This window comes from Acinetobacter sp. CIP 64.7 (assembly GCF_000369745.1).
In the GTDB taxonomy this organism is placed as follows: Bacteria; Pseudomonadota; Gammaproteobacteria; order Pseudomonadales; family Moraxellaceae; genus Acinetobacter; species Acinetobacter fasciculus.
Window position 1 is genome coordinate 501,588 of the sequence record NZ_KB850179.1, and the last position, 15,703, is coordinate 517,290.

The window sequence follows — 15,703 nt, forward strand, 5'->3', positions numbered from 1 at the left end:
TTTAAGATACATACTTAGACATGAACTGATTTGAAATAAAAAGATTTAAGGAAATATGCATGGCATTATTTGCAGTCATTGGGCTGGGCAGCTTCGGTGCAACAGTGGCGACTCAACTGATCAGCCTGAAACATGATGTGATTGGAATCGATCTCGATAAAAAATATGTGGAAAATATTTCCGATCAGCTCACCCATGCGGTCATTGCCGATGCAACCGATGAGCATGTCCTGGATGAACTGGATATCCAGCGCTGTGAAGCGGTCGTAGTCGCAATTGGTGAAGATATTGAAGCCAGCATTCTGTGTGTACTGCATCTGAAAAATATGGGTGTAAAGAAAATTTGGGCCAAAGCCAAATCCAAAGCCCACCATATGATTTTGACCCATCTGAACGTCGAAAAAATTATTCACCCAGAAGAAGATATGGGCGTCCGTGTGGCACAATCACTCAGCTACCCGATGGTTAGCCGTTATATGTCACTTGAAGATGATCACTATATTGTCAAGATCGAGATTCATGCAGATCATCATGGTACACCGTTGAATCAGTTGATGAAGCATATACCTGAAATTACCACCTTATTACATAAACGCGGATCTACGCTGCAATACCACGTAGATGCCAATCAGATTCTTCAAGAAGGCGACATTTTACTGGTTGAAGGATTGCTGGAACCTTTGCGCCGTCTTGCTAAATATTTTAAACATTTATGAAAAGTTCTGATTTAAAGCAACACAGGACGATTAACCTCAGTCCTCCGAGCTTACTGGCTTTGGGTTTTCTCGGATTAATTCTGATCGGCTCACTGCTATTGATGCTGCCTATTGCACATCATGGAGAAATCAGCTGGCTGGAGGCGATTTTTACAGCAACTTCTGCTGTGACCATTACCGGGCTATCGGTGGTGAATGTCGGTGAAGCCTATACCGTATTTGGTCAAATCGTGATTATGTTTTTGTTGCAATGCGGCGGCTTGGGTTTTATGACCTTTGCCATTCTGGCAGTGATGAGTCTGGCACCGCAACTGGGGCTAAAACAACAAGTCATGGCACAGGAGTCCATTGGACAAACTAGTCTGAAAAAAGTCAGTTTTACCATTAAAGCCGTGTTTTTATATTCTCTATTCTTTGAAGCGATCGGCACGCTGATTCTGACCTTGTCCTGGCTTAAAGAATATCAATTCACTGATGCATTATTTTATGCAGCCTTTTATAGTGTCTCCGCTTTTAATAATGGTGGATTTTCACTATTTCCAAATAGCTTGATGAGTTTTTCAGGGCAATATCTGATTACCTTTACCATCAGTATGTTGTATATCATTGGCGGTATCGGTTTTCTGGTGCTGATGGACGTCAAAGAACATAAGCGCTGGCGTAAGTTGAGTACCAACAGCAAGCTAATCCTCTCAACGATTCTGGGTCTGAACCTAAGTGCTTTTATCGTACTTTGGCTACTAGAGGCTTCCAATCCACACACCTTGGGTCTCATGAGTTTGGGCGATCAGGCCGTGAATGCCTGGTTCCATGCCACCGTTCCCCGCTCTTCAGGTTTTAATAGCTTGCCAATGGAACAAATGAGCGATGCATCCAGTCTCGTTACCATGCTGCTCATGTTTATCGGGGGCGGCTCCTTAAGTACGGCGGGCGGCATTAAGGTCGGTACGTTTATTATTGTGGTCATCAGCGTAATCAGTTTTTTAAGACGCGAAGATGAGATCCGGCTGTTTAATCACTCTATTCCTGAAAAAACTACGTTTAAAGCATTGGCCGTCGTGTGTATTACTGCAGCATTGATCATGATGGGTTTTATGAGCTTATTAATCCTGGAACCTGAGCAGGATTTTCTGGATCTGTTGTTTGAAGCCGTGTCTGCGGCCTGTACCGTCGGTTTGTCCCGAGGGGTAACAGAGGAACTACAACCTGCCAGTTTGATTATTCTAATGCTGTTAATGTTCGCAGGGCGTCTAGGGCCACTGACGCTTGCTTATTTTATTGCGACTCCGAAAAAGAGTCGTCTCAAACATCCGCCTTCAGAAATCCAGATTGGCTAATCTATCTATAAAAAAACCATGCAGCGGCATGGTTTTTTATTTTCATTCCAAGATGTTTAAAGTTGGAATCCTAGAACCAGTTCATCAAGGAAACACCTAAACCGACATACGTGGCACGATGGTTATAATCAATCAGGCTTTCTCCGTAACCATCAAAAAGCTGGAATTGGCCACGCAAACGCCCACTGATCGGGAATGACCAGTCGAACTGTACCGCTCCACGGTTTTCATCTCCACCTTTTAAGGTATGTCGTAGCATCAATGAAAAATCATGCTCCTTATAACGATAAAATGCGGTCATGTCTCCACGGCCAATATAGTTCTTGATCTCTGGATTGTTATCGTCTTCTCGCTTCTCTTCAAAGCGATACCAAGGACGAACCATCAAGGCAAAATTGTCTTTTTCAAAACCAAGATTCAGCATCACCCGATTCCAGCTACGTGATAACGGATCAGAACGACCATTGGACTGATGATTGATGGTCAATCCCAACATACGCCAATTCAGACCCAAAAGATCATAATTGGTACGGAAAATCAAACTGGCTTCGGGTTCATAGTTGGTCTCACGAAACGGACGTGATTCTTCCGAGTTATACACCTGCCAACGCGAAGACTGAGTATAACCAAGCCAGAGATCGCCATTATCTCCCAAGATATTTTCAACCGCCTTGGTCTTTAAAGACAGTTGAAACTTAGCTTCAGTTGAGGTGAGATTCTGTTTCTCTGTCTCTATATTGTTGGGATTTTCACTCTCGGGTAATTCATTCTTGTTTGATGTCCAGAAACCTGGCATCAAATACACCGGCTGATAAGAACGAATGTTCCAGGTGCCTAATTTACTTTCCGGAGAGAGTTCCCAGCGGCTATCCAGCAAAGACAGATTCGGCGTCAGCTTTGATCCTTCAGAAGCGTAAATATTGGAAACAGTCTGACCAATTTTCGCTTTTAAATTGTCGGGTTCAGGCGCAATTTCTGCTGCTGCACGACGTTCAGAAACGATTGCAGGCTTATCAGTAACCGGAATTTTAAATAAAGTATCATAACAGGCCAGACGCTCTGCACTAATTTCCAGTGCAGCACAGGCTTCAGCCGTTGCCGGCGTGGGACTGTTGACTACTGTTTCTTCCGCATTCACTTGCGTCCCAACTGCACAGCCCAGCAACACGCTCAGCTGTAGAGTTGAGCGCTTAAACGAATTAAGCGCCATCCCTTATCCTCTTTTTTTTATTTATAGAACTTGTTGAATTACAAAACCAAGCTGCTCCAGCATTTCACGTTTTGCCACTGGTGCCACAACGGCTTTCGTCGCCTGCTGCTCGACCAGATAGGTCTGTGCAACACGCTGCAAATCATCCAGTGTGACATTCAATAAACGTTCACGTAATTTTTTACGGAACGCTGGCGTACGTTGATGCAAGTAGGAATAACATGCAGTAATGGCTTCGCCTGCCGGTGAGCCTGGTTTATCCATACTGGCAATCAGCCCCAGAATGGCTTCTTCCAGTTGATGCGGCTGTTGTGGTGCATTGAGTAACCACTGAATACTCGCATCAAAATCCTGGAAGGTTTCTGCCAGACGTGGGTCACGGTAGCTGTAGAAACGGAACGAACAGGCATTGCCGTCATAGCTCGCACCACCACCATAGGCACCGCCTTTTTCACGAATGGCGCTGTGCAGGAAGCCATTACGCAAATAACCCGCTAGTACCATCAAGGCAGCAGCATCAGGGTGTGAGACTTCAACTGCCGGATAAGCAGCCGCACAGAATTGGACATTGGCTTGAATCAACCAGGCTTCGTGCTGATCATGGGTTACTTTTTCGACTTGAGTCAATGCAACCGGTGCTGGATCAACAGCAAGTTTGTCCCAGACATTCTGAATTTCTTCGATCAGATGCTCAGACTGCGGCTCTTCACAGACTAACAGGAATTGCTTTGGTGCTTGCAACAAGACCCGATGAATCCGTTTTAATTCATCAATCAGCAGATCATATTCAGCCGGATCTTTTTCGATCTTAGACACCAGCTCGATCAGCCAGTTCAATGCACCCAAACCGGTATTGTGATAATCACGCAAAGCCAATGCACTATGCTGACGTGAAGCCGTTTGCATTGCATAGCTATGTCCAGAACCAGAAATACGTGACTGCCAGCGCGTTTTACGCTGTTGTAACAGTTCAACAATACGGTCTTTCTCATCAAAACGAAGCTGTTCAAAACCGATCTTTAACAGACGAATTGCATCCAGATGATTCACCAAAGATTTGGTGGTCAACGTCAACCAGGCAGTAATTTTGTTTTTGTCATCGACTTTAGAACGCAAAGATGCGCCCATGCCCAGACCGCCACTTACCGCTGTTTGCAGTTGCTGGAACTCAAGATAATCATACTCACCCGCACCAACTTCACCCATCAGGATCGACAGCAGGTTAAAGTAAGGCGACTGCACCACTTCATCCGGAATATTGACCAGAACCTGTTGATAATAAATCCCATTGGTGCCGGCATGATACAGGTTCAACGGCGTATCAACACGGTTACAGATAATCTCACGCAACTGGCCTTGAACAATTTGCAATTCCGCAGGGACATCTTCCAGACCGACTTTCGGCAATAAGTTCAAGTCATCCGGCGTGTCCTGACGAACATTCAATGCTTCAGTCTGGGCAATAATTTCAGCTTTTTGTTCTTCAGTCAGATTCTTTCCAATTTCGGCTAGACGCGCTTTTTCATCAGCCGCTTCTTTGGCAGATTTGGTCGCATCGGGAACCAGTGTCAGTTGGACACGATGTGGGTTATCCAGCAGATGCTCTTTGATCAGATTGGAAAGCCACATCGGATCTTGCAGCTCTTCCTTAACTGCGGCAATCGCAGAATCCACATCCCAAACTTCAACCGGATCACGGTGATGAATCGCGCTGCCCAGACCGCTCAGAATCAGGCTCAAACCATACGGCGTACCATCACCATTGATTTCACGCTGATGCAATTCAATTTGATGCAGGATCGCATCGACCATGTTCTGATCAACCGGTTTAGAGGCAACATCTTCTAGAACCTTAAACACACCATTTTTAAATTCTTCTGCATGTTCAGGATTTGAACCCTGCACCGCACAGTAGAAAGTCATTTCAAAATTAGAATCATCCACGCCCATGAATGGACCTGTTGCATCTGCATAACCACACGTTTCCAGATAATGACGCAGTGGTGATGCTGAATCTTCAAGCAGAATCCCTTCAACTAAACGCATGCCCAAACGCAGTTTAATGTCACTAGCTTCCGGCAATAACCATGACAGCACATGATAGGTCTTGTCCTGTAGATCTTCGGCATCGACCGCATAGCTGTCGGTAACCGTCAATGGTGCAGTCAAACGGGTTTCAGGTGTTGGATACAGCGTCTGACCTTTTTCAAATTTGGATAATGCCAGATGTTCAAACTGCTCTTGCAATTCAAATGCTGTTTTATTGCCAAAGGTCATGAAGACTGCATTACTTGGATGGTAATGTGACTTATAGAAATCTACTAACTCTTGGTAAGTCAGGTCAGGAATATCTTTAGGATCACCACCAGAATTATAATGATAGGTGGTATGCGGATATAAATGATGCGCCAGCGTGTGATACAGCTGGTCTGAAGGCGAACTCATCGCACCTTTCATTTCATTAAAAACTACGCCTTTATAGACAGGCTCGCCATTTTCCAGCTCAATGCGAATGCCTTCCTGGGCAAAATCCAATGGATTCAGGTTCGCAGCAAATGCTGCATCCATATACACTTCGAGCAGGTTCTGGAAATCTTTACTATTTTGGGTCGCAAATGGATACGCAGTCCAGTCAGCCGCAGTAAAGGCATTCATGAAAGTATTCAATGAACGGCGAATCATCAGGAAGAATGGATCACGCACCGGGAATTTTTCTGAACCACACAGCGCAGTATGTTCCAGAATATGGGCTTCGCCTTTAGAATCCATCGGCTGGGTACGAAACGCCACCAGAAAGACATTTTCGTCGTGATTGGTCGCCAGATGATAATGCGTGGCGCCAGTCACTTTATGTTTATATTCAGACACGAAAATGTCTAAAGCTTCAACATGTTGTTGACGTACCAACTGAAACGCAGGATGTACAGTTTGAGAAATGGTTTCAGTGACATCTACAGTCATGCGATCTCCTAATGCTTTAATTAAAATAACTAAGCGCATTATAGCTTTAGTTGTTTGAATTATTCACGTTGAAAACCGAGGATTTTGATCGAATTAAGTAAACTTGATCATTTGAAAATTAAATCATCAAATTTACTTCCTGCATCTAGATGAGTATTTACAAGCTTAAGAAATCAGATATTTAAAATAGTTATAGCTTGGATTATTTTCTACAAATACATAATTCTGCTTTTGATAAAAACTGGCGGCCAGTCGGGTATCTGTTTGTAAGCATAAAGCCGAATAATGCGGACGTGCCAATTGCTCTAGGTAAGCCAAAAGCTGTTTGCCTACGCCATGCTGACGATATTTCGGATGCACATAAAAACGGCGTACACGACCAATGCGGTCTTCAATGCCGTTATCTCCCCATTGCTGGTTTAAGCCACCACAGCCAACCAGTTTCTTGCCATCATGCGCCACCACCAAATATTCATTGGCGTGGCTAAAGCAGTTTTTCCCGGTGCGATATTCTTCTATTAACTTATCTACCAAATTATAGCCTTCTTTACGTGCCAGAGTTGCCAGTGTTTCGATCTGATCCGGGAGTTGTTCGGCTGTTACAATTTTAATATTCATATACGCACACTATTTGAAATTGTTGTGAAGAATCACTGTTGCCAAGCGACTTAAAGTATCATGCCAGGAGCGATATCTCTTTATAAATAAAATGTGATCCTTAAATCAATGCTGCAGCACACCAGTGCACAAAAATAAGTCAGTTTTTAGACCAAAGATAGCTGCTGAACAAAATACAGCATTTTTGAAAAATATTTGAAAATGATTCAGCAAACTACAGCAATCCCAAGCAATCGTGTAAACTTAGGACTTTCATTTTTAATGTGATATTTGAACATGGCAACTGTTGATCTTTTTGCGATTGGTAATGCGCTGATTGACCAAGAATTTAAAGTTTCTGATGACTTTTTAACTGCACATCACTTGCAAAAAGGCACCATGCAACTTGCAGATGGTGAGACTCAGGCCACTCTTTATCAAAATCTTCAAGCGACTCAAGTGTATAAGGGTCAGGCTTCAGGCGGTTCAGCAGCCAACACTACCGTGGCATTTTCTGCGCTCGGTGGTTCTGCATTTTATGGCTGTCGTGTCGGAAATGACGAACTGGGGCACATCTACCTGAAGGGTTTGAATGATGCAGGTATTAAGACCACCACCCAATCGATCAGTGAAGGCGTAACAGGGACATGTATGGTTCTGGTCAGCCCTGATTCTGAACGTACCATGCATACCTATCTGGGTATTACGGCCGAACTGACTGATCAACAAATTGATTTCAGCGCACTAAATAGCGCGAAATGGCTATATCTCGAAGGTTATTTATCAACTTCTGACACAGCACGTCATGCGGTACAACAAGCACGTGATATTGCCCGTGCCAATGGCGTTAAAATTGCCCTAACTTTATCTGATCCTGCCATGGTGCAATACGCGCGTGCCGGTTTGGATGAAATGATTGCAGATGGTGTAGACTTGCTGTTATGTAACCAGCAAGAAGCGCTGATGTATACAGAAACAGATAATCTTGAGGCAGCCCTGCTTAAATTAAAAACAATCAGTCAGCACGTTGTCATTACATTGTCAGCTGAAGGCGCACTGATTTCGGATTATCAAAATACATTTACTGTTCCTGGCCGTAAAGTGCCTGCAGTAGATGCCAACGGTGCCGGTGATGCTTTTGCCGGGGCTTTCCTGTACGGATTGAATGCTAATTTGGGTCTTCAAGCTGCGGCTGAACTGGCGATTCTCATTTCGAGCCAGGTGGTTTCACAATTTGGTCCACGCCTGGCAGTTGAAGACTATGCGGCATTATTACAAGACTTTCAAAAGGAATGTGCTTAATGTTTAAAATTTGCATGACCGAAGACGTTCCAGAACGCGAAGCACGCTCTTTTGAGCTTCCCGATGGAGATAATATCTTTATCACACAGCGTGACGGTGCCTTCTATGCCTATCAAAACCTGTGTCCGCATTTGCAGGTCGAACTGGAATTTCTGGAAAACCAGTTTCTGGATCGCGATCAGGAATTTATTGAATGCTCCACGCATGGCGCCTTGTTTCTGGTAGAAAGCGGTGAATGCATTTCTGGGCCTTGCCAAGGTCAAGCACTTGAAAAAGTAGAGATTACCGTGCATTCTGATGGTGGAATTTACCTCTCAGAATAAGACTAAAACGGACTTCACCATGCCTGCATTTTTTCTAGACTATAACCTGATGCCTTTTCATCTGAGTTTATTGGCGATTATTCTGTTCGGTGTGGTGAAAACCATTGGTTTCTATTTTGGACTCAGACCCAGCAAGTTTCTGCAAAAAATTTCACCTTATGACTTTCAGCAGATGGATCTACTAAACGTCAAATTCTCCAAAACCTTGATTGTGTTTTTCTTCCTGATGAATTTTAGTTTTGCCGGCTATGTTTTACAGTTCCTGATCTATTCTCAGGAATTTAAATTTCTGCCTGCTTATTACCTGATTATTCCGGCTTTAATCATTGCGACTTTTTTTACTATTTTTATGATTCACTGTCTGGATCAGGTCATTCCACCTAAATATAAAAAGAACAATGTCAATTTACTTGGCCGTTTGGCGACAATTTCCAGTGGCAATGCCCGACCCGGTTTTTCTGCTCAAGCGCGGGTGCGAGATGAGTATGGGCAACTGCATTATGTACAGGTAGAACCTGAGTTTGGTGAACTCGGTTTTCAGTCGCAGATTATCCTGATTCGCATGAGAAAATCTCATTATGTTGCCAAGAAAATTTGTAAATCTAATCAGCTGTTCAGCATGAATCTAGATTAAATTCTAAATCATTTGATAGTTATTAAAAAATCCCGACAGATATCGGGATTTTTTAATGTCTATATTTATTTTTTAAGAAGTCCTGAAACCATATTCAATACATTTTGAATATCATTATTGGCTTCCTGCTTGCTGGTTTGCTCACCTTGTGGAGTAAGCGAATCAATAATCTGCGGCAAGACCTGTGAAATCGCACTATACACATCCTGCTTCGGTGCATGGGTTTGTTGTGCAACTGCTTCAACTTCCTGATCATCAAACAGGTTTTGCACCTGCTGCGGATCGACATTGGCATTTTCACCGGGGCCGGTCGACACCCAATCATCGACCTGGCTATTGAGCCCCTGTCCTTTTAGCTTGTCTAATGCACCCTGTAAACCGCCCTGTTTTTGAATCCAGGCCAGCACTAAAGGCAGTACTGCAATCAATAAGGTTTTACCAGTAGAACCACCCAATCCTGAACGAGGCTGAGCAGTACCTTGAGTACCACTACCACCGAACTGACTTATTACTGAACCTAAAATTGCCCCCAGACCATTTTGTCGAGTCTGCTGGCCGGTTTGATTTTGCTGGTTTTGAGTATTTTGATTTTGCTGAGAATTTGACTGGTTTAAATGCCCTAGCACAGACCCCAGGATATCTGCCAAGCCACCTTGTTGTGAGGACTTTTGCTGCGACTGCCCACCACCCAATGCCTGCTTTGCTAATATTTCCACAATACTACTCAGGTTTGTCATGTCCTATATCCTATGTGCATCTTAATTACAGAATACGGCCTGCCCTCATATTGTCTAGGCAAGATTGTGTTAATATTTGCAATCTTGGTTAAGCAGGTTTTCGGTTTACCAGCGAAATTTATCCCAGTTTTCCGGATTAGCCCAAAATTTGGAGTTAAACCAGTCTGGCACGTGCTTATAGGTTAAAATATTAAACTGCCACAGCGCAAAATCGGCCTCATGTGTGGTCTTGTCAATCAGCTGGGTAAATCCTAAAGCTCTCAATAACTTTTCATTTTGCAGCCGGCTGATCACCACTAGCCGTTTGGCAAACAAATCACGTAATTTCACCAGAATTTGACTCATGATCTGTTCAGACAAATGTTCTGTTTCTGCAGTATCCAGCATCACCACAGCCAAGTCATAACGTTGCTGAAAAGGCAGATTTAAAAAGTCAGATACGCTAAAATAGGACCATTGAATAGCTGGCTGAAACTGGACTTGGCTCAAGTCCTGCCCAATACAAATAGCAGTATGAATTGGCTGTTCCTGTGCGAAATCGTCTAGCATTGAAGTAATGACATTCTGCTCAGCCATAACTGCATCCTTATGATTTAAGTGAGTAATTTTTATGGAACTTCAGGGCATTTGTCATAAAATGCACGTCGGCCTCAAGGACCTTAGTGTAACTGATCAACAGATACAGCGGGCAAATGTTGAATATAAATTAATTTTAGATCGTGCAGAAATTGATCTTCCGTTTAATTTAGGCCAAGAAATCGAGATTGAATGGACCGGTAATATTTACTGCGTGTCTTGTGGCAACAAAACTTCCAAATCATTTTCGCAAGGTCACTGTTTTAAATGTTTTAAAACCAATGCTTCATGTGATATGTGCATCATGAAGCCAGAGACGTGCCATTATCATTTGGGCACTTGCCGCGAAGATGAATTTGCACAGAATGTCTGCTTCCAACCACATATTGTCTATCTGGCCAATTCCAGTGCATTAAAGGTCGGCATTACCCGTACCAGCCAAATGCCGACTCGCTGGCTTGATCAGGGTGCCTCCCAAGCCCTGCCGATTATGAAAGTGGGCTCACGTCGTCTTTCCGGAAAGCTTGAGGTCATGTTTGGTACGCAGGTTGCTGATAAAACTGACTGGCGCAAGCTACTGAAAGGTGAAGCAGAACCATTGAACCTGATTGAAGTGCGTGAACAACTGCTGGAAGAATTTGCGCCTAAAATTCAAAGCATTCGCGAAGAATTTAATCAGAATCTAGAATTTAATGAAAATATTGAAGTATTGGAAGATGAATTCGCACGAGAGTTTATTTATCCGGTAGAACAATATCCGGAAAAGATTAAATCGCATAATCTGGATAAAACTCCTGTGATTCGTGGCAAATTACAAGGCATCAAGGGCCAGTATTTAATTCTGGATACTGGCGTGATTAATATGCGCAAATATACCGGTTATCAACTGATTATTCGTGCTTAAACCATTATTTGCCTAGAAAACAAAAAACCAGCCCGCAGGCTGGTTTTTTTATACAACAATTTTATTTGATTTTTGCCTGAGATTTCAGGTAACGCGTATAGTCATCAAATTCCTGCTGACCACGAAGTTGCTGATATAACTTCACCAACTCACTACGCTGTTCTGCACTTAATACATCCACCGGATTTTTCTTCACTTCTGATACCGCAACCACAACCAGTTCATTCGGCATTTTCGCTGTGGTCACTGACCAATGGCCTGCTTTTGGTGTCGGCAGACTAAAGGCCGCACGCTGTACATCACGTTTTAGTAAACCTTCAGCACGTGTGTAAACGCCAGCATCTTCAAAGATCAAATCACCTTTCGCCACTGCTGCAGCCGGTTTGGTTTTGAACTCATCCAAAGCTTTCTGAATTTTTGCTTTTGCCAAAGCAGCTGCCTTGTCTTCAATCAACTGAGCCTTAACACGGGGTTTTGCTTCTGCCAATGTTTGTTCGCCGGCTGCATGATAATTACGCACCTTTATCCAGGCTACATCACCATTGGCTAACTGAATGCTTGATGAAGCATTACGATCACCATTTTTAACATCGTCATTAAACAATTTGACTTTGAGGTTAGCATCGCTCAGCACAGGATCACGGGTCGAAAGTGTTACACCTTGGGCTTTCTGGACTTGTACACCTTTAACTTCCTGTGTAACGACATCCAGAGAATCACTTCCTACCACCATATCATTTAGCGTATTGACCGTATCAGAGAATGCATTGGATTTTTTAGCAGCCAAGGCTTCTTCAGACAAACGTGCTTTTTGTGATTCAAAAGAAGGAACTGCAACATCTGGCGTTTGCACAGAAATGATGTGGTAACCATAATCTGTTTTCACTGGTGCAGACACCTGACCCGATTTTAAAGAACTAACCGTCTGATCAAATGCAGTACCAAATACACCTTCTTCATAAACGGCAAGCGCGCCACCTTTAGACTTAGATTCAGGGTCTTCAGAATATTGTGCTGCTGCCTGAGCAAAAGTAGTACCGGCTTTAATTTTGGCTGCAATATCGGTCGCCAGTTTTTTTGCTTCAGCATCACTACGACTGTCCGCCGTAATTAAAATATGCTTCACATCTGGTTTAACTGTCTGTTTTTGTGTTGCAACAAAGGCGGTATAGGCTTCCTGAAGCTCAGCCTCTGTAACCGCTAAACTCTCCACCTGAATATCGCTTGGCTTTAACACCACATAGTCGACATCTACACTGGTCGGCTGTTTAAATAGCGTTTTGTGTTTTTCATAATAAGCAGCAATATCTGCATCCGTCACTTTGACATCTTTTTTATAGCTGTCCAGATTAATGCTGGAAATATGAATATGACGTTGTTCAGTTTGTAAATCGGCAATCTGCTGCATTTCGACTGGGCTTACCAGTGGATAATCCAGGAAAGTCGATGACAGCATCTTCAGCGCATGATCTTTACGTAAACTTTCAATCAAAGCGCGATTGGTCATGCCAATTGATTTTAGATAATTTTCATATAAAGCATTCGAGAACTTGCCATCTTGCTGGAAAGTAGGCTGCTGAGCAATCATCTGTTCAATTTGCTGGTCACTCAGACTGATCCCTAATTCTTCAGCCTGTTGCAGCAATAAAGTACGTGCAACCAGAGTATCCATGGCTTTCTGGTCAATGAAGCTTTGATTCAGTAAAGTTTCATCCCCATTGGCATAACTGAGATATTGTTCTTTAAATGATTTGGTCAGTGACTCTAATTCTTTTTGAGATATTTCAGTCCCGTTCACTGATTTTGCCGCATCAGAGTTTCCGCTGCTAAAATATCCTTCAATACCTACAAGTGCTAACGGGGTCAAAAACAGAACGAGCAAGACTTTGCCCAACCAACCCTTAATAACTTTACGAAAAGCTTCCATAAGTATTCCAATATTTTATTTGCAAAGGATTTTAACCGAAAATACCCATTGAATGAATGTGTTAATCATCACAATTAAATTTATCAATAAAAAACGCGCCAAAGAAGGCGCGTTTCGTCGCTGGGTAAGCTTAAGCTACAGCGTCTTTTAAGCCTTTACCTGCTTTGAAGCTAGGTACTTTGCTTGCTTTGATCTCAAGAGTAGCACCAGTTTGTGGGTTACGGCCAGTACGTGCAGCGCGTTCTTTCACACCGAAAGTACCAAAACCCACTAAAGTTACTGTATCACCCGATTTTAAAGCTTCAGTAACAGAAGCAATTGTAGCATCTAAAGCTTTACCTGCGTCAGCCTTAGATAATCCCCCTTTTTCTGCAATTGCATCAATTAATTCTGATTTATTCATGAAGATTACGTCCTCTTAATATCGTTTATTTAAGGTTCAAGAATTGGTTTAACATGCCATAACGCCTTTATAGCAATGCTTTAGGTATAAACGCAATACTTAAGAACCTCTTTTTTTTCAAAAAATATGCGAAAAAAACATTGAATAATAAATAAAGTCATTTTATTTAAGTTTTTTCGGCAATTCTTCTTTCATTTTTTCTTGTTCCGCAGTCAACTGATCAACCTTGGCATGCAACTGGAGAATTAAACGTTCCAAATACTGTACATCCTTCAGTGTGACTAATCCTATACGATTCAATGAGTGATGAACAGAGTTGTCGATTAATTTTTCCACTTTGTCTTTGGTGTCTGTGACCGACTCTTTGGCTTTTTCTGAAACCTTCTCTACAGTTTGATCGGCAATATCTGCAGTTTTAGATTCAAGTTCTTCCCCGACCTTGACCAGCGAGTCAAACAGTTTATTGCCTTCCTCTTCTGCACGTGAAAATGCCCCAAGTCCAGCCAACCAGATCTGTTTGGTGTATTTACGAAAATCAAGAACCGATTTGCGCTCCGAGGCAGATTTAGACTTGGGTTTCAGCATTTTCTCATTCGAAGCTTCAGCTGAGTCTTGTGCTGTTTTTGACTTGTCCATGTGCACGGCTCCTGTTTGTTTTCTGCGCAATTATTATAAATTATTCTACAAAACCACTGCATAATAGCAAATTTAGTACTTGATAGATTTGATAAACTGTTCTACAAAGCAATTTATTTCAAGTCTAATTTGATTTAACCCTGAAATCTCTTCACAAGCAGGAAGCTTTTTCACTTTATATTTCAGGTAAGGATTGGTTGTATATGAGCGAATCGCAACAAAGTCAAAATCAACCGCATTTGTTGCTTACGATGACGTTAATTGTTTTAGAGACAATATTTACTTTCATTCTCAAGCATGATCGTGTCGTTGCATTACAGGCCAAAAAGTTTGTAGATAAAAACATCTCGATTAAAATCAATAGCTATATTCCATATTTCGACTTTTATGTGCAATTCACCCCCAATGGACTATTATTTGACCACAAAGCACCGGGCCGCATTGTCGACCTGGATGTGCGCACTACACTTCCCGATCTGATTAAAATTTTCATTTTTGGCAATCGTCGTAGCATTCGCAGCATGCGCATTGATGGCAATCAGGTTTTAAAAGATGAGTTTCGTGATCTGTTAACCGTATTCAGCTTGCCAAAAGTACTAGCCGACTGGAAACACTGGCTGTCTGATGCGCCGACGGATGAAGCGGAAATTATTGCTTCTAAAAAGCGTATTGCACCGCTTTTAAAGAAAATTGAAGAACAGCGCTCCAAGATCAATACCCTGCAAGTGGAAGTCAAACAGTATAAAAACCGCCTGAAACGGATCGAACGCCGTCAAAAGCGTATTAATATCATTTTTGGCCTGAGCAGCGTACTTTTGATTATGTTATTAGTGTATAATTGGCTGAGCATGTAAATCTTTCATTCTCCAAAAATTAAATCCCACTAAGGTCTACTAAAAATAACTTGACTAATTTAGTCGGGATTCATAAAATCTACACATCTAGTCTAACCATGTGTATCGAATCATGCGCCTAACCACTCGCGGTCGCTACGCTGTGACTGCTCTACTTGATCTAGCTTTGCAGCCTTCTGAAAAAACGATAACGCTCGCTGAAATTGCAGCACGTCAAACTATTTCTGTTGCTTATCTTGAGCAGTTATTTGCGAAGCTCAAGCGTCATGGTTTAGTTTCTAGTGTTCGTGGCGCAAATGGTGGTTACCATTTAGCACGTAATGCAGATGAAATTACTGTGTTAGCAATTATTGAAGCTGTAAACGAAACAGTTGATGCGACTCGCTGTGACCATAAAGGCAATTGCCAGAATGGCGCGATGTGCTTGACTCATGATTTATGGCAGGAACTCTCCCATCACATCGCCGATTATTTAGAAAAAATCTCGCTTGCTGATCTGGTTGCACGTGACAACGTCCAGACTGTGTCATTACGCCAAAAATCAGCACCTTTAGATTCAGCCCTTTTATCGGTTACAGGTATTTGA

16 protein-coding genes are annotated in these 15,703 nt (G+C 42.6%); 8 read left to right on the plus strand and 8 right to left on the minus strand.

The genetic code is table 11. The annotated features are described in order from the left end of the window. The first annotated feature begins 59 nt into the window (after nucleotides 1-59). Nucleotides 60-716, plus strand: a complete 657-nt coding sequence (locus F890_RS08715; RefSeq protein ID WP_004646780.1) for a potassium channel family protein — start codon at nucleotides 60-62, stop codon at nucleotides 714-716. Then, nucleotides 713-2,053, plus strand: coding sequence for a TrkH family potassium uptake protein (locus tag F890_RS08720; RefSeq protein ID WP_004646778.1), 1,341 nt, complete (start codon nucleotides 713-715; stop codon nucleotides 2,051-2,053). The genes F890_RS08715 and F890_RS08720 overlap by 4 nt, the downstream gene beginning before the upstream one ends. Nucleotides 2,054-2,123: 70 nt before the next feature. Here the strand turns inward: F890_RS08720 and F890_RS08725 are convergent, their stop codons facing one another. From F890_RS08725 to F890_RS08735, 3 genes are all read right to left on the minus strand, one after another. After that, nucleotides 2,124-3,263, minus strand: a complete 1,140-nt coding sequence (locus F890_RS08725; RefSeq protein ID WP_004646777.1) for a phospholipase A — start codon at nucleotides 3,261-3,263, stop codon at nucleotides 2,124-2,126. A 21-nt stretch (nucleotides 3,264-3,284) separates the two neighbouring features. Then, nucleotides 3,285-6,224, minus strand: a complete 2,940-nt coding sequence (locus F890_RS08730) for an insulinase family protein (protein ID WP_004646776.1) — start codon at nucleotides 6,222-6,224, stop codon at nucleotides 3,285-3,287. 165 nt (nucleotides 6,225-6,389) lie between these two features. Next, nucleotides 6,390-6,842 (minus strand): GNAT family N-acetyltransferase, encoded by a 453-nt coding sequence (locus F890_RS08735; protein WP_004646775.1) that lies wholly within the window; start codon nucleotides 6,840-6,842, stop codon nucleotides 6,390-6,392. 276 nt (nucleotides 6,843-7,118) lie between these two features. Here F890_RS08735 and F890_RS08740 point away from each other — a divergent pair, with 276 nt between their 5' ends. From F890_RS08740 to F890_RS08750, 3 genes are read left to right on the plus strand one after another with little or no spacing between them, the layout of a single operon-like run. After that, entirely contained in the window at nucleotides 7,119-8,123 is a 1,005-nt protein-coding gene (locus F890_RS08740) for an adenosine kinase (RefSeq protein ID WP_004646774.1), read from the plus strand. 14 nt (nucleotides 8,124-8,137) lie between these two features. Continuing rightward, entirely contained in the window at nucleotides 8,138-8,446 is a 309-nt protein-coding gene (locus tag F890_RS08745) for a Rieske (2Fe-2S) protein (protein WP_004279797.1), read from the plus strand. A gap of 19 nt (nucleotides 8,447-8,465) precedes the next feature. Next, nucleotides 8,466-9,080, plus strand: coding sequence for an OB-fold-containig protein (locus F890_RS08750; protein WP_004279798.1), 615 nt, complete (start codon nucleotides 8,466-8,468; stop codon nucleotides 9,078-9,080). A 65-nt stretch (nucleotides 9,081-9,145) separates the two neighbouring features. Here F890_RS08750 and F890_RS08755 read toward each other — a convergent pair whose 3' ends face one another. Next, nucleotides 9,146-9,817 (minus strand): YidB family protein, encoded by a 672-nt coding sequence (locus tag F890_RS08755; RefSeq protein ID WP_004646772.1) that lies wholly within the window; start codon nucleotides 9,815-9,817, stop codon nucleotides 9,146-9,148. Nucleotides 9,818-9,922: 105 nt separating this feature from the next. Next, the gene (locus F890_RS08760) at nucleotides 9,923-10,393 is read right to left on the minus strand and encodes a DUF6231 family protein (RefSeq protein WP_004279801.1); all 471 of its coding nucleotides are present in this window, start codon (nucleotides 10,391-10,393) and stop codon (nucleotides 9,923-9,925) included. Nucleotides 10,394-10,427: 34 nt separating this feature from the next. On the opposite strand from F890_RS08760, the gene F890_RS08765 reads away from it, so the two are divergent. Continuing rightward, nucleotides 10,428-11,297, plus strand: coding sequence for a DUF2797 domain-containing protein (locus F890_RS08765; RefSeq protein ID WP_004646770.1), 870 nt, complete (start codon nucleotides 10,428-10,430; stop codon nucleotides 11,295-11,297). Nucleotides 11,298-11,358: 61 nt separating this feature from the next. Here the strand turns inward: F890_RS08765 and F890_RS08770 are convergent, their stop codons facing one another. The 3 genes from F890_RS08770 to F890_RS08780 form a co-directional block, all read right to left on the minus strand. After that, nucleotides 11,359-13,224 (minus strand): SurA N-terminal domain-containing protein, encoded by a 1,866-nt coding sequence (locus F890_RS08770; protein WP_004646769.1) that lies wholly within the window; start codon nucleotides 13,222-13,224, stop codon nucleotides 11,359-11,361. 130 nt (nucleotides 13,225-13,354) lie between these two features. Beyond that, nucleotides 13,355-13,627 (minus strand): HU family DNA-binding protein, encoded by a 273-nt coding sequence (locus tag F890_RS08775; protein WP_004279807.1) that lies wholly within the window; start codon nucleotides 13,625-13,627, stop codon nucleotides 13,355-13,357. A gap of 162 nt (nucleotides 13,628-13,789) precedes the next feature. After that, nucleotides 13,790-14,263: a phasin family protein gene (locus F890_RS08780; protein ID WP_004646766.1), complete on the minus strand. Its 474-nt coding sequence runs from the start codon at nucleotides 14,261-14,263 to the stop codon at nucleotides 13,790-13,792. Nucleotides 14,264-14,466: 203 nt separating this feature from the next. On the opposite strand from F890_RS08780, the gene F890_RS08785 reads away from it, so the two are divergent. Continuing rightward, on the plus strand, nucleotides 14,467-15,117 hold the full coding sequence (locus F890_RS08785; RefSeq protein ID WP_004646765.1) for a hypothetical protein: 651 nt from the start codon (nucleotides 14,467-14,469) through the stop codon (nucleotides 15,115-15,117). Between the two features lie 112 nt (nucleotides 15,118-15,229). Further along, on the plus strand, nucleotides 15,230-15,703 hold the full coding sequence (locus F890_RS08790; RefSeq protein WP_004279811.1) for an Rrf2 family transcriptional regulator: 474 nt from the start codon (nucleotides 15,230-15,232) through the stop codon (nucleotides 15,701-15,703).

Bases quoted from the DNA above. Each gene is read 5' to 3' on its own strand.
- F890_RS08785 (WP_004646765.1), top strand. From the start codon at position 14,467: ATGAGCGAATCGCAACAAAGTCAAAATCAACCGCATTTGTTGCTTACG.
- F890_RS08725 (WP_004646777.1), bottom strand. From the start codon at position 3,263: ATGGCGCTTAATTCGTTTAAGCGCTCAACTCTACAGCTGAGCGTGTTG.
- F890_RS08750 (WP_004279798.1), top strand. From the start codon at position 8,466: ATGCCTGCATTTTTTCTAGACTATAACCTGATGCCTTTTCATCTGAGT.
- F890_RS08780 (WP_004646766.1), bottom strand. From the start codon at position 14,263: ATGGACAAGTCAAAAACAGCACAAGACTCAGCTGAAGCTTCGAATGAG.
- F890_RS08790 (WP_004279811.1), top strand. From the start codon at position 15,230: ATGCGCCTAACCACTCGCGGTCGCTACGCTGTGACTGCTCTACTTGAT.
- F890_RS08770 (WP_004646769.1), bottom strand. From the start codon at position 13,224: ATGGAAGCTTTTCGTAAAGTTATTAAGGGTTGGTTGGGCAAAGTCTTG.
- F890_RS08740 (WP_004646774.1), top strand. From the start codon at position 7,119: ATGGCAACTGTTGATCTTTTTGCGATTGGTAATGCGCTGATTGACCAA.
- F890_RS08765 (WP_004646770.1), top strand. From the start codon at position 10,428: ATGGAACTTCAGGGCATTTGTCATAAAATGCACGTCGGCCTCAAGGAC.
- F890_RS08720 (WP_004646778.1), top strand. From the start codon at position 713: ATGAAAAGTTCTGATTTAAAGCAACACAGGACGATTAACCTCAGTCCT.
- F890_RS08755 (WP_004646772.1), bottom strand. From the start codon at position 9,817: ATGACAAACCTGAGTAGTATTGTGGAAATATTAGCAAAGCAGGCATTG.
- F890_RS08730 (WP_004646776.1), bottom strand. From the start codon at position 6,224: ATGACTGTAGATGTCACTGAAACCATTTCTCAAACTGTACATCCTGCG.
- F890_RS08775 (WP_004279807.1), bottom strand. From the start codon at position 13,627: ATGAATAAATCAGAATTAATTGATGCAATTGCAGAAAAAGGGGGATTA.
- F890_RS08735 (WP_004646775.1), bottom strand. From the start codon at position 6,842: ATGAATATTAAAATTGTAACAGCCGAACAACTCCCGGATCAGATCGAA.
- F890_RS08745 (WP_004279797.1), top strand. From the start codon at position 8,138: ATGACCGAAGACGTTCCAGAACGCGAAGCACGCTCTTTTGAGCTTCCC.
- F890_RS08760 (WP_004279801.1), bottom strand. From the start codon at position 10,393: ATGGCTGAGCAGAATGTCATTACTTCAATGCTAGACGATTTCGCACAG.
- F890_RS08715 (WP_004646780.1), top strand. From the start codon at position 60: ATGGCATTATTTGCAGTCATTGGGCTGGGCAGCTTCGGTGCAACAGTG.